General features: G+C 62.1%; 12 protein-coding genes and 1 tRNA gene. 11 read left to right on the forward strand and 2 right to left on the reverse strand.

Going from position 1 to position 12,850, the window contains the following annotated elements; genetic code table 11:
• Window positions 1–112 precede the first annotated feature (112 nt).
• Together frc and BCUN_RS03295 are read right to left on the reverse strand one after the other, a co-directional pair.
• Window positions 113–1,444, reverse strand: coding sequence for a formyl-CoA transferase (gene frc, locus BCUN_RS03290; RefSeq protein ID WP_033517583.1), 1,332 nt, complete (start codon window positions 1,442–1,444; stop codon window positions 113–115).
• A 236-nt stretch (window positions 1,445–1,680) separates the two neighbouring features.
• Window positions 1,681–1,757: transfer RNA gene (locus BCUN_RS03295), tRNA-Met, on the reverse strand.
• A gap of 274 nt (window positions 1,758–2,031) precedes the next feature.
• Here BCUN_RS03295 and BCUN_RS03300 point away from each other — a divergent pair.
• The 11 genes from BCUN_RS03300 to BCUN_RS03350 all read left to right on the forward strand — a co-directional run bounded on the left by BCUN_RS03300 (window position 2,032) and on the right by BCUN_RS03350 (window position 12,345).
• The gene (locus BCUN_RS03300; RefSeq protein WP_033517585.1) at window positions 2,032–3,066 is read left to right on the forward strand and encodes a homoserine O-succinyltransferase; all 1,035 of its coding nucleotides are present in this window, start codon (window positions 2,032–2,034) and stop codon (window positions 3,064–3,066) included.
• 266 nt (window positions 3,067–3,332) lie between these two features.
• The gene (atpB, locus tag BCUN_RS03305; protein ID WP_051920603.1) at window positions 3,333–4,136 is read left to right on the forward strand and encodes a F0F1 ATP synthase subunit A; all 804 of its coding nucleotides are present in this window, start codon (window positions 3,333–3,335) and stop codon (window positions 4,134–4,136) included.
• Between the two features lie 77 nt (window positions 4,137–4,213).
• Entirely contained in the window at window positions 4,214–4,444 is a 231-nt protein-coding gene (atpE, locus tag BCUN_RS03310; protein WP_033517597.1) for an ATP synthase F0 subunit C, read from the forward strand.
• A gap of 60 nt (window positions 4,445–4,504) precedes the next feature.
• Window positions 4,505–5,026, forward strand: coding sequence for a F0F1 ATP synthase subunit B (locus BCUN_RS03315; RefSeq protein ID WP_033517598.1), 522 nt, complete (start codon window positions 4,505–4,507; stop codon window positions 5,024–5,026).
• Between the two features lie 29 nt (window positions 5,027–5,055).
• Window positions 5,056–5,889, forward strand: coding sequence for a F0F1 ATP synthase subunit delta (locus BCUN_RS03320; RefSeq protein WP_033517589.1), 834 nt, complete (start codon window positions 5,056–5,058; stop codon window positions 5,887–5,889).
• 66 nt (window positions 5,890–5,955) lie between these two features.
• Entirely contained in the window at window positions 5,956–7,617 is a 1,662-nt protein-coding gene (gene atpA / locus BCUN_RS03325) for a F0F1 ATP synthase subunit alpha (protein WP_033517591.1), read from the forward strand.
• Window positions 7,618–7,620: 3 nt separating this feature from the next.
• On the forward strand, window positions 7,621–8,544 hold the full coding sequence (locus BCUN_RS03330; RefSeq protein ID WP_033517592.1) for a F0F1 ATP synthase subunit gamma: 924 nt from the start codon (window positions 7,621–7,623) through the stop codon (window positions 8,542–8,544).
• Between the two features lie 9 nt (window positions 8,545–8,553).
• Window positions 8,554–10,041, forward strand: a complete 1,488-nt coding sequence (gene atpD, locus BCUN_RS03335) for a F0F1 ATP synthase subunit beta (protein WP_033517593.1) — start codon at window positions 8,554–8,556, stop codon at window positions 10,039–10,041.
• 2 nt (window positions 10,042–10,043) lie between these two features.
• A complete protein-coding gene (locus tag BCUN_RS03340) occupies window positions 10,044–10,361 on the forward strand; it encodes a F0F1 ATP synthase subunit epsilon (RefSeq protein ID WP_033517595.1) in 318 nt (105 codons plus the stop codon).
• 225 nt (window positions 10,362–10,586) lie between these two features.
• Window positions 10,587–11,291, forward strand: a complete 705-nt coding sequence (gene nucS, locus BCUN_RS03345) for an endonuclease NucS (RefSeq protein ID WP_033517845.1) — start codon at window positions 10,587–10,589, stop codon at window positions 11,289–11,291.
• 247 nt (window positions 11,292–11,538) lie between these two features.
• Window positions 11,539–12,345, forward strand: coding sequence for an FxLYD domain-containing protein (locus BCUN_RS03350; protein WP_033517847.1), 807 nt, complete (start codon window positions 11,539–11,541; stop codon window positions 12,343–12,345).
• Window positions 12,346–12,850: the final 505 nt, after the last annotated feature.

Here is a 12,850-nt window from a genome sequence, read left to right on the forward strand (position 1 = left end):
AATGCTCCCGGGCGGGTGCCCGCTTTAAGATCGGGAACTACCATCATGGGTGCCGGATATGGGAATGCCCCGTACGGGGAACGTGCGGGGCATTCGCGTCAGTGAAGACGACTCACTTGGAGGCCGGGGCCACCAGGTCGGCCTTGACGCCGTCGTTGCCGCCGATGACGCCCTTGGCGGTCAGTTCGGCAATCTGGTCGTCGGTGTAGCCGAGGGACTTGAGGATCTCCTCGTTGTTCTCGCCGAGCTTCGGGGCACGCTGGTAGTCAGGCGTGTAGTTGCTCATGGTGAACGGCATGCCGATCGTCTTGAAGTCGCCGCGGGCGTCTTCCTGGTCGATCGTCACGATGGTGCCGTCGGAGTTGAGGTCCGGGTCGTTCTCGAGCTCGTACCAATCGAGCACCGGGCCGACCGGAACGCCCTTGGCGCCCAGTTCCTTGGTCAGGGTGTCCTTGTCGTACTGCATCGTGTATTCCTCGACGCGCTTGTACACCTCGGCCTTGTGCTCGTCACGGGCATTCGCCGTGTTGAAGTTCGGGTCGGTCAGCCAATCCTGGAAGCCCAGGGCGTTGCAGAACTGCTCGAAGCCCTTCTCGGACTGCTGGATGACGATGTACACGTACGCGTTCGGGTCGGTCTCCCAGCCCTTGGCGCGGTAGCACCAGCCGAGCACCAGGCCGCCCTCGGCGTTGGCGGCGCGCGGAATGGCCTTGCCCCACTTGTAGCCCGGGTAGCAGGCGTAGTAGGACAGCTCGCCCAGGTGGTCGAGGATGAGCTGGTCACGCAGCTTGATGCGGCACAGGTTGAGCACTGCGTTCTGCATGGACTGGTAGACGTAGACGCCTTCGCCGGTCTTCTCGCGCTGCAGCAGTGCGGTCAGGATGCCGATGAGCAGGTGCATGCCGGTGTTGGAGTCGCCCAGGGCGGCACCGGACTGGGTCGGCACGTTGTTCGGTCCGTCGAACCAACCGGTGGTGGAAGCTGCGCCGCCGGCGGACTGCGCCACGGGCTCGAAGGCCTTGACATGCTCGTAGCGGGAGCCCTTGTTGAAGCCCTTCAGGGAGGCCATGATCAGCTTCGGGTTGAGGGCGTGGACCTCGTCCCAGCCGAAGCCGAGCTTCTCCACGTCGCCCGGGCCGATGTTCTCGACGAAGACGTCCGCATCCTTGAGCAGGTCGGTGAGGATCTTCTTGCCTTCCGGATCCTTCATGTCCAGGGTGATGGACTTCTTGTTGGCGTTGAGCTGCAGGAAGTACAGCGAGTAGGAGCCATCGACGTCGTTCATCTCGTTACGCGTCGGGTCGCCGCCGTTGACCTTCTCCAGCTTGATGACCTCCGCGCCCATCCAAGCCAGCATCTGGGTGCAGGAAGGACCGGACTGGACCTGCGTCCAGTCGATCACCTTGATGCCTGCCAGAGGCGCGGTATTCGTAGCCTGAGTCATATGACCTCCTTGTATAGCCATAGTCATTTGCCCTCAATATAGACATGGGATCGGCGGGATTCGGGGGGATTCAGCTACGGGAAGCAACTTCAGCGCATTGCCGGAATGCTGTTGTATGGGTGCCGTGCCGCGGCGGAAGGGGAGGGGCGGCACCTGCGGAGGTGCGTGGAATGCCGACGACTGCCGGCTGTGTGCGGATATGAAAAACCGCCGGTCACGATGACCGGCGGCCTTGTTGGTAGCGGGGCATGGATTTGAACCATGGACCTCTGGGTTATGAGCCCAGCGAGCTACCGAGCTGCTCCACCCCGCGTCGGCTGCCTTCAAGCAGCGCTATTTAACTTACGCTTGTGGGCGCAGATGTCAAATCACGGCGTGTCGTGGTGGGGTTTGGGGGTTGCGGGTGGGCGTCGGTGAGAAATTGTTCATTTTTTGAACACAATCTAGGGCGCGAGCAGGGCCGCAACGCGGCCGCTCGCCCTAGATTGTGTTCAAAAAATGAACAATTTCTCACCGACGCCCACCCGCAACCCCCAAACCCCACCACGACACCCACCACCGTTCGCACCTACGCCCATAATGAAACCATGCCTATCAAGATTCCAGCGGGGCTGCCCGCGCGCGAGATCCTCGACTCGGAACGCATCTTCGCGCTCGAGAAGCCGGAGGCGGAGCGCCAGCGCGTGCGCCCGCTCAAGATGGTCATCCTCAACCTCATGCCCAAGAAGGTCGAGACGGAGACCCAGCTGCTGCGCCTTATGTCGAAGTCGCCGCTGCAGCTCGAGATCGACTTCATGAAGACCGGCTCCCATGAGTCGACCCACGTGAGCGCGGACCACCTGGTCAAGTTCTACGAGCCGCTGGAGGCATTCGAGGACAACTGCTACGACGGCCTGATCGTGACCGGCGCGCCCGTGGAGCACCTGCCCTTCGAACAGGTCGACTACTGGCCGGAGTTCCAGCGCATCCTGGACTGGGCATCCAGCCACGTGTTCTCCACCATGTACCTGTGCTGGGGTGCGATGGGCGCGCTGTACCACCGCTACGGCGTACGCAAGGTGGACCTGCCCGAGAAGATCTTCGGCGTGTTCCCGCAGTTCCTGCAGGACGAATACTGCTTCCTGACCAACGGCTTCGACGAGATCTGCCTGCAGCCGCACTCGCGCGTCGCCGGCGTGGACGAGGCGAACCTCGCCGCCCACCCGGAACTGCAGGTGCTCACCTGGGGGCCACAATCCGGCCCCGGACTGATCGCGACCCGCGACTTCAGCGAGGTCTTCGCCCTCGGCCACTGGGAGTACGAACGCGGTACGCTGGCGGAGGAATACCGGCGCGACATGGACCGCGGACTGACGAACGTGCCGTTCCCGACCAATTATTTCCCCAACGACGACCCGACCGTCGAACCCCTGTTCTCCTGGCGTGCCCATGCGAACCTGCTGTGGCGCAACTGGCTCAACTGGGTGTACCAGATGACGCCCTACGACCTGCGCGAGGTGCCCGCGCTGCGCGAGCACGGCATGGCCGCCACCGACCACGTGGTGCGCCACGAGCCGTCTTCGCCGCGCGCCGACGGCTTCCGTCCCTTCATCCATGACGGTTACGGCGTCATCCGTCCGTGACACGCGCTGGGCGAACATACCTTCACATATGTGCCGACCCATGCCGACAGAAGGCCTTGAGTGCTTCCGTCCCCGGGCCGGTGCGCGCGGACGGCGTCCCGGGGCGTCCGCGGCGATGTCCACTGGCGCTCCAATAATCACGTTTCGGTGAATTTCTAGGCACTTGTCATGAAATCTCCATGTCACATTGGGCATGGGAACGTGGATTAGACTTACAGCTGACATTACGAGAAGATCAGGAGGCTTGCATGATTGATGGTTTGCACATGGGCATGACCGCACTTGCCGCAAGCTCGAATTTCAATGACTACAAGCCGAGCATCAACGACTTCATGCCACCGGAGATCCTGTTCCAGGGAACCCCCTTCGCCATCAACCGCATCATCCTCGTGCGTATCCTCGCCACGATCATCATGCTGCTGGTGCTGGGCATCACCGCCGCTCGCGCCAAGCTGGTGCCCGGCCGTTGGCAGGGCGCCGTCGAGTGGCTCATCGACTTCGTGAGGAACGACATCGTCTACCAGGTGATGGGCGAGGTGCGCGGCAAGCGCTACGTGCCCATGGTCACCACCGTGTTCCTCACCCTGCTCGTCTTCAACCTGTGCGGCGAGATCCCCGGCTTCAACATCGCGGCCTCGGCCACGATCACGCTGCCCCTCGTCTTCGCCATGTGGTGCTTCTGCCAGTACTGGATCGCCGGCGTGCGCGAGAAGGGCCTCGGACGCTTCCTGCGTGACGAGCTCTTCCCCAAGGGCGTGCCGTGGCCGGTCTACATCCTGCTCGCGCCGATCCAGCTGCTTGAGCTGCTGATCATCCGCCCCTTCTCCCTGACGATCCGACTCTTCGCCAACATGGTCTCGGGGCACCTCATCCTCGCGCTGTGCCTCGGCGCCACGCAGTACTTCCTCGTCGCCGTCGTGAACAAGGTCCTGGCGCCCTTCGGCGTCCTCACCTTCGCGGCAGGCATGTTCATGTACCTGTTCGAGATCCTGGTGGCCTGCCTGCAGGCATACATCTTCGCCATCCTCACCACTGCGTACATCAATATGAGCTATCCCGAGGTCGACTGACCACGGGGACATGCACATCCCACAAGTTCGTTGCCCGGGGAACGCCCTCGCAACAAGCATGAAAGGAAACAACCATGATGGATCTCATCACTCTCGCCGAGGTCTCCGGCAGCCTGAACGTCGTCGGCTACGGCCTGGCCGCCATCGGCCCCGGCATCGGCCTGGGCATCCTGATCGGCAAGACGATTGAGAGCACTGCGCGCCAGCCCGAGCTCGGTGGCCGCCTGCAGACCCTGATGTTCCTCGGCCTGGCATTCGTCGAGGTCCTGGCACTGCTCGGCTTCGTGGCCGCGTTCATCTTCAACTGATCGCAGCAAGAACCGACGTATCCAAACCAGGACATGAAAGGAGGAGGACGCATGTTCGTCATGGCCGAAGAAAAGAGCGGTGTAGACCTGTTCATCCCCGAGCTGTACGACATCGTGTGGTCACTGATCATCCTGATCATCGTGGCCGTGTTCTTCTACAAGTTCTTCCTGCCGAAGTTCCAGTCCATTTTCGACGAGCGTGCCGCGAAGATCGAAGGCGGCATGGCCAAGGCCGAACAGGCCCAGAAGGAAGCCGAAGAGGCAAAGAAGAAGTACCAGGCCCAGCTGAGCACCGCCCGCGTCGAGGCGTCCAAGATCCGCGACGACGCCCGTGCGGAGGCCTCGCACATCATCGCCGACGCACGTTCGCGTGCCGAGACCGAGGCCGCGCAGATCACCGCCAATGCCGAGCGCTCCGTGGAGTCGCAGCAGCAGAAGGCGATGGTCCAGCTCAAGGGCGAAGTCGGCACGATTGCCACGCAGCTCGCCGGCAAGATCCTCGGCAGCGAGCTGAGCAGCCAGAGCGTGCAGAGCGACATGATCGACAAGATGCTCGCTGACATGGAACAGGGCGCCAAGTAGTGCCTGGGTGCAAGGAAGGGAGGTGACCGATGCGAGGAGAGGCATCACGTGTAGCCGATCGCGAGTCGCGCGATTCGTTCGCCCAGCGGCTCAGCGCATCCGGTGACGACGCGTGGGAGATCGGCAACGAACTGTTCACGATCACCTACGTGCTGGACTGCAACCCGCGTCTGCAACGCGCGCTGACCGACCCCGGCCGCCCCGTCAAGGACAAGGTGAACCTGCTCAACGAGATCGTCGGCGGCAAGGTGCTGCCGATGACCATGGAGATCCTCACGGACCTCGTGAACCGCACCTGGAGCCGTGCCTACGACATCGACAACGCCGTGGAGGACTTCGCGGTGGACGCCATGATGTACCAGGCGGACAAGGCCGGCACCACGCTGCAGGTCTCGATCCAGCTGGCGCAGCTGCAGTCCTCGCTGCTCGAGCTGCCGGTGGTCCGTGCGGACCTGTCCGACGACCAGGGGCCGCTCGAGGTACGCTACAAGCTGCTGGACACGCTGTACGGCGACAAGGGCTTCGACCGCGTCACCATGCGCCTGGCCCAGCACGCCACGCTCAACCCGCGCCACCGCCGCTACCTGGAGACCATCCAGTGGCTCATCAGCAAGTTCTCCCGCCACATGGGCGAATCGATGGTGACGGTGACCACGGCCAGCCCGCTGACGGACGACCAGGAACGGCGCCTGACGCAGATCTACTCGAAGAAGGTCGGCCGTCCGGTGCACATCCATTCCGTGGTGGACCGCGACGTCCTCGGCGGCATGCGCATCCAGGTGGGCGACGAGGTCACCGACAACACGGTGGTCGCGCAGCTGGATAACCTCAAGCGCAAGGCGAAGGCCGGCATCAACGAATAAGCGCCCGCGGGCGCGCGGCGGGCAGGACCCGCGAAGCGAATGTATACACAACAATAAGGAGTGATCATGGCAGAACTGACCATTGATCCCGCCACGATACGCAAGGCGCTCGATGACTTCGTCGAGGCGTACACGCCGTCGGAGACGCCCACCCAGGAAGTGGGATACGTCGCCACCGCCGGCGATGGCATTGCGCATGTGACAGGACTGCCTGGTTGCATGGCCAACGAGCTGCTGACCTTCGAGGACGGCACGCTCGGCCTGGCTTTCAACCTCGACGCCCGTGAGATCGGCGTGGTTATCCTCGGCGACTTCACCGGCATCGAAGAGGGCCAGGAAGTGCGCCGCACCGGCGAGGTGCTGTCCGTGCCGGTCGGCGACGGCTTCCTCGGCCGCGTCGTCGACCCGCTGGGCAACCCCATCGACGGCCTCGGCGAAATCAAGAGCGAAGGTCGGCGCATCCTGGAGGCCCAGGCCCCCGACGTCATGCACCGCCACCCGGTGGACCAGCCGATGTCGACCGGTCTGAAGGCCATCGACGCGATGACCCCGATCGGCCGCGGCCAGCGCCAGCTCATCATCGGCGACCGCCAGACCGGCAAGACCGCCATCGCGATCGACACCATCATCAACCAGAAGACGAACTGGGAGTCCGGCGACCCGAAGAAGCAGGTGCGCTGCATCTACGTGGCCATCGGCCAGAAGGGCTCCACCATCGCCTCCGTCAAGCAGAGCCTCGAGGAGGCCGGCGCCATGGAGTACACCACCATCGTGGCCTCCCCGGCTTCCGACTCCGCAGGCTTCAAGTACATCGCCCCGTACACCGGCTCGGCCATCGGCCAGCACTGGATGTACAACGGCAAGGACGTCCTCATCGTCTTCGACGACCTGTCCAAGCAGGCCGAGGCGTACCGCTCGATCTCGCTGCTGCTGCGCCGCCCGCCGGGGCGCGAGGCGTACCCGGGCGACGTCTTCTACCTGCACTCCCGCCTGCTGGAACGCTGCGCCCGCGTTTCCGATGACCTGGGCGGCGGCTCCATGACCGGCCTGCCGATCGTGGAGACCAAGGCGAACGACGTGTCCGCCTACATCCCGACCAACGTGATCTCCATCACCGACGGCCAGATCTTCCTGCAGTCCGACCTGTTCAACGCCGGCCAGCGTCCCGCCGTGGACGTCGGCATCTCGGTGTCCCGAGTCGGCGGCGCCGCACAGACGAAGGCGCTCAAGAAGGTCTCCGGCACGCTGAAGATCTCGCTGGCCCGCTACCGTTCGCTGGAATCCTTCGCCATGTTCGCCTCCGACCTGGATGCGGCATCCAAGGCACAGCTCAACCGTGGCGCGCGCCTGACCGAGCTGCTCAAGCAGCCGCAGTTCTCGCCGTTCTCCATGGAGCAGGAAGTGGTCTCCGTGTGGGCGGGCACCCACGGCAAGCTCGACGACCTCGAGGTGGCGGACGTGCTGCCCTTCGAGAAGGGCCTGCTCGAGTACCTCGACCGCAACACGGACATCCTCGCCACGATCCGCGACACCGGTGACTTCACCGACGAGACGGAAGCCAAGCTGGACAAGGCCGTGGAAGCCTACCGCGAGACCTACGTGACCAAGGAGGGCAAGCCCCTCGTGGACAAGAAGCCCGTGAAGAAGGGCGCCACGCCGGTCGACCAGGAGCAGATCAAGGCACAGGGCCGCAAGGTCGAGAAGGCCAAGAGCGAAGAAAAGAAGTGACGTATGGGATCGCAACTCGCATTGAAGAGCAGGATCGCCTCCACCGAATCGTTGGAGAAAATCTTCAACGCCCAGGAGATGATCGCCGCCTCGCATATCGCGCAGGCCCGCGAGGTCGCGCTCAACGCGAGGCCGTACACTGATGCGATTTTCGATGCCGTCCAGACACTGGTATCCCACTCCTCCCATATCTCCCATCCGATCGTCAGGAAGGACGGCGACAACCCCCGTGTCGCCGTCCTGGCCCTGACGGCGGACCGAGGCATGGCCGGCGCCTACACGTCGTCGATCATCCGCGAGACCGAGGATCTGCTCGCACGGCTGGAGGCGGACGGCAAGGAACCGCAGCTGTTCGTCTACGGCCGCCGCGGCGTATCGTACTACCGATACCGTAACCATCCCCTCGTGCAGACCTGGGAAGGCGATACCGAGAAGCCTGGCGTCGAAGTCGCCGACGCGATTTCCAGCGCCCTGCTGGACTCCTACATGAAGCCGGAGGACAAGGGCGGCGTATCGGAGCTCTACATCGTCTACACCGAGTTCATCAACATGGTGGTCCAGAAGGTGCGCGTCCTGCGCATGCTGCCCGTGGAGATCGTCGAGGAGGACAAGTCCGCCCACAACCAGCCCGACACCACCAAGGTGCCCGAGGCCCGGGCCCTGTACTCCTTCGAACCCAGCCTCGACGAGGTGCTCGACATGGTGCTGCCGAAGTACGTGCGCTCCCGCATCCACGAGTGCCTGCTCGAGGCGGCCGCCTCCGAGGTGGCCTGCCGCCAGAACGCCATGCACTCCGCCACGGAGAACGCCCGCGACCTGATCAACGACCTGACCCGCAAGCTCAACGCATCGCGCCAGGCCTCGATCACCCAGGAACTTACCGAAATCATCGGCAGCGCCGATGCGTTGAACAACAAGGAAGAGTAGGAACGCGAAATGGCTCAGAACCAGACCACGGCGGTTTCCGATGAGGCCGCTGAGCCCATCGTCGGCCACGTGACGCGCATTCAGGGATCGGTCATCGACGTCGAATTCCCTGTGGGTCACATGCCGGACATCTACAATGCACTGACCGTCGAGATCGCCCAGATGGGCGAGCACGAGGAAGGCGAGACCAAGGACGTGACCATCACGCTCGAGGTCGAGCAGCACCTCGGCGACTCCACCGCCCGTTGTGTGGCACTCAAGTCCACCGACGGCCTCGTGCGCGGCGCCAAGGTGTACAACACCGGCGGCCCCATCGAGGTGCCGGTCGGCGACGTGACCAAGGGTCACGTGTTCGACGTGGCCGGCCACATCCTCAACAAGAAGCCGGACGAGAAGATCGTCATCAAGGAACGTTGGCCCATCCACCGCAACCCGCCGGCCTTCGACCAGCTGGAGTCCAAGACCCAGATGTTCGAGACGGGCATCAAGGTCATCGACCTGCTGACCCCGTACGTGCAGGGCGGCAAGATCGGCCTGTTCGGCGGCGCCGGCGTCGGCAAGACCGTGCTCATCCAGGAGATGATCCAGCGCGTGGCTCAGAACCACGGCGGCGTCTCCGTGTTCGCCGGCGTCGGCGAGCGCACCCGTGAGGGCAACGACCTGATCGGCGAGATGGACGAGGCGGGCGTGCTCGAGAAGACCGCGCTGGTCTTCGGCCAGATGGACGAGCAGCCGGGCACCCGTCTGCGCGTGCCGCTGACCGCGTTGACCATGGCCGAGTACTTCCGCGACGTGGAGAACCAGGACGTGCTGTTGTTCATCGACAACATCTTCCGCTTCACGCAGGCCGGTTCCGAGGTCTCCACGCTGCTGGGCCGCATGCCGTCCGCCGTGGGCTACCAGCCGAACCTGGCCGACGAGATGGGCTCCCTGCAGGAGCGCATCACCTCGACCCGCGGCCACTCGATCACCTCGCTGCAGGCCATCTACGTGCCCGCCGACGACTACACCGACCCGGCCCCGGCCACGACCTTCGCCCACCTCGACGCGACCACGGAGCTGTCCCGTGACATCGCCTCGAAGGGCATCTACCCGGCCGTCGACCCGCTGGCCTCCACCTCCCGCATCCTCGACCCGCGCTACGTGGGCCAGGCGCACTACGACTGTGCGAACCGCGTCAAGGCAATCCTGCAGCGCAACAAGGAACTGCAGGACATCATCGCCCTGATCGGCATCGACGAGCTCGGCGAGGAGGACAAGACCATCGTCAACCGCGCCCGCAAGATCGAGCAGTTCCTCGGCCAGAACTTCTACGTGGCCGAGAAGTTCACGGGTGTGCCGGGCTCCTACGTGCCCGCCGAGGAGACCATCGAGGCCTTCACCCGCATCTGCGACGGCGTGTACGACCAGGTGCCCGAGCAGGCCTTCTCCGGCATCGGCGGCATCGAGGACCTCGAGAAGAAGTGGCACGCGATGCAGAAGGAATACGGTGAGTGACGATGGCCGGTGACACCATGAGCGTGAACATCGTCTCCGCCGACCGCCCCGTATGGAGCGGCACGGCGAAGATGGTGCTCGTGCCGGCCTATGCCGGTGGCATGGGTATCCTGCCGGGCCACGAGCCGGTGCTCTCCGTAATCGAGGAGGGCCCGCTGGTGGTGACCGAGCCGAACGGCACCAAGCATTCCTTCGAGGTGACCTCCGGATTCATCTCCTTCGATTCGAACAAGCTGACCGTGGTGGTCGAAAAGGGTCGTCCCACGGCCAACGAGCCCATCGACGAAAGCGGCCTGCAGCCGCTGAAGTACGCGGAGTGACCTAGGGCTACATAGGGCCACATAGAAATTGTTTATTTTTTCGAACAGAATCTAGGAGGGTCCGGTCGCCCCACGGGACAGCCAGAAGCGCCGCGCCATGCGGGGCGACAACCAAAAATCGGTTGTCGCCCCGCATGGCGCGGCGCTTCTGGCTGTCCCGTGGGGCGACCGGACCCTCCTAGATTCTGTTCGAAAAAACGAACAATTTCTTATACAGTGGAGCGCATGCGTATCATCGTTGCCGACTGCAGTGCCGAATACACCGGCCGACTGCAAGCCACCCTTCCCCTCGCACGGCGCGTCCTGCTCATCAAGGCGGACAACAGCCTGCTCATCTTCTCCGAACTGGGCTCCTACAAGCCCCTCAACTGGATGGCGTCGCCGTGCACCATCACCGACATCACGCCCGAGCAGGCGGACGACGACCCGGCCACGCCGATTCCGCAGAAGGTCATCCGCGCCTGTGCCACGAAATCCAACGACGTCCTCGAGGTGACGCTCCAGCACATCTACGCCGACGACAGCTACGACCTGGGGGAGGACCCCGGCCTGATCAAGGACGGCGTGGAGGACCACCTGCAGCGTGCGCTGGCCGAGCAGATCGAACGCATCGGCGAAGGCGCCAAGCTGGTGCGGCGCGAATACCCGACCCCCATCGGCCCGGTCGACATCATGGCCATCGACGCCGACGGCGTGCACGTGGCCATCGAGATCAAGCGCCACGGCGGCATCGACGGCGTCGAGCAGCTGACCCGCTACTGCGAGCTGCTCAACCGCGACCCCCTGATCGCCCCCGTCCGCGGCATCTTCGCCGCCCAGACCATCGCCCCGCAGGCCCGCGTCCTGGCCGAGGACCGAGGCTTCGACTGCCTGCTGCTCGACTACGACGAGATGCGAGGCGCCGACGACGGGAGCCTGAAGCTGTTCTAGCACCATATTGATAAATCAACTCCGGGTGGCTTCTTTCCTTGTGATACGGGAAAGAAGCCATTTTGTAGTTCAGAAATGATATCTATAGCAGAGGTACACCTAGACAGTTGATCACCAAGACACAGGTGTAGCAGGCGATTTTCACTTGCGATGAAGATTGCCTTACCATGGGAACCGGCAGGACCTCTGTAATTAGTGGTTTTGCCGACTAATGGTTGATTGAGAATTGAGAAAGAAGAAAAGTATCATGAACGTGTTGCAATGGCGCAAGGGACTATATGCCCTGATAAGTATTGCGCTTGCTTTTTCGTTGGTTGGTTGCGGATCATCCAATACCTCAGAAGAGACGAAGTACGCCGATGAGTATGCTATGACGACCATTGCAGATGGTCTGGCAAAACGTTTCGAGATAGTTGATGGCACGACTGAGACCAATGAGGAGGCAAAGGCTCAAGTCAGGAAGGGAGTGCAAGCAGAGATAGATGCAGATTCTCCCCTGAAAACTGAGCAATTCAAGGATACGAAGATGCAGGAGAAAGTACTTGCTTATCTCAATGTACTTCAGGAATCAATGGATGTAATTAACAACTACAGATATGGTTCTGTCGAGTATGACGAGCAGTGGACCAAGGTCTTCGATAAGCGGACGGAAATCCTCAAGACGTTTGTTGAAGATTATGGCCTAAAGATGGGGTCCGCGAAGGACCAAGCCACTTTGGATGAATTGGTTGCCAATGGCACTAGTGCAGCACAATCTCGCAATGAGAAGGAAACAATTGAAAAACTCGTGAGTTCCCTTAAGTTCGAGAAGAAGAAGGAAGACTATGGGGACTACTACACCTATACGGCGGTTGGAGAAAATACATCTGATTTGTCATTCGAAAATGTCTCCATTGTTGTTGGGTTGTATGACGCGGATGGAGTCAAGACCGAGGGATACGCCAGTGCTAATTTGTGGGAGGCCGGCGAAAAAGTCAAATTTGAAGTAGTGGCGCAGCAAGTAGATGCCAAGGAGATAAAGGCAACAGTGCAGTACTACGATGTCGTGGACTGATTGACAAACGTGGCTAGTGTACGCCTAGCGACTTTCTGAGGCGGGAACGGGTATCAGGGCGGAAAAACATCTGTTTTTCCGCCCTGATACCCGTTCCCGCCTCAGAAAGTCGGGCTACCGTCTAAAAGTGTGTACAGGGACAGTGGACATGAAAGGCATTTGGTCGATATTGGCCCGAGGTATCCCGGTACGTCGGGGCTTCTTGTACGACTTTCGTTGAGAGATATCATTCAGGGCGGTATGGCTCGGCATGAGTCTCTGAAAAATGGCGGAATACCGGGCTTTTGAGAAACGGGATACTAGGGATGCGCCCCATTTTGATATCTCTCAACACCACAGGCGCCGCCGCTGTTGCCTATTGCGTTGCTGTATCGGGCACTCGCGAGTCGTCGCATGACACTGGTCAACGACGGTCGTAGGACCATGAGTATGCCGAGGTCAATGATTGCAACGTCTTGGAGCGTGTCCCTTACACTCTTTTTGGGCATGCACTGTCAGCCGCCGG

The organism is Bifidobacterium cuniculi (genome assembly GCF_000741575.1).
In the GTDB taxonomy this organism is placed as follows: domain Bacteria; phylum Actinomycetota; class Actinomycetes; order Actinomycetales; family Bifidobacteriaceae; genus Bifidobacterium; species Bifidobacterium cuniculi.

Bases quoted from the DNA above. Each gene is read 5' to 3' on its own strand.
- nucS (WP_033517845.1), top strand. From the start codon at position 10,587: ATGCGTATCATCGTTGCCGACTGCAGTGCCGAATACACCGGCCGACTG.
- BCUN_RS03340 (WP_033517595.1), top strand. From the start codon at position 10,044: ATGGCCGGTGACACCATGAGCGTGAACATCGTCTCCGCCGACCGCCCC.
- BCUN_RS03350 (WP_033517847.1), top strand. From the start codon at position 11,539: ATGAACGTGTTGCAATGGCGCAAGGGACTATATGCCCTGATAAGTATT.
- atpE (WP_033517597.1), top strand. From the start codon at position 4,214: ATGGATCTCATCACTCTCGCCGAGGTCTCCGGCAGCCTGAACGTCGTC.
- frc (WP_033517583.1), bottom strand. From the start codon at position 1,444: ATGACTCAGGCTACGAATACCGCGCCTCTGGCAGGCATCAAGGTGATC.
- BCUN_RS03330 (WP_033517592.1), top strand. From the start codon at position 7,621: ATGGGATCGCAACTCGCATTGAAGAGCAGGATCGCCTCCACCGAATCG.
- atpD (WP_033517593.1), top strand. From the start codon at position 8,554: ATGGCTCAGAACCAGACCACGGCGGTTTCCGATGAGGCCGCTGAGCCC.
- BCUN_RS03320 (WP_033517589.1), top strand. From the start codon at position 5,056: ATGCGAGGAGAGGCATCACGTGTAGCCGATCGCGAGTCGCGCGATTCG.
- atpB (WP_051920603.1), top strand. From the start codon at position 3,333: ATGGGCATGACCGCACTTGCCGCAAGCTCGAATTTCAATGACTACAAG.
- atpA (WP_033517591.1), top strand. From the start codon at position 5,956: ATGGCAGAACTGACCATTGATCCCGCCACGATACGCAAGGCGCTCGAT.
- BCUN_RS03300 (WP_033517585.1), top strand. From the start codon at position 2,032: ATGCCTATCAAGATTCCAGCGGGGCTGCCCGCGCGCGAGATCCTCGAC.
- BCUN_RS03315 (WP_033517598.1), top strand. From the start codon at position 4,505: ATGGCCGAAGAAAAGAGCGGTGTAGACCTGTTCATCCCCGAGCTGTAC.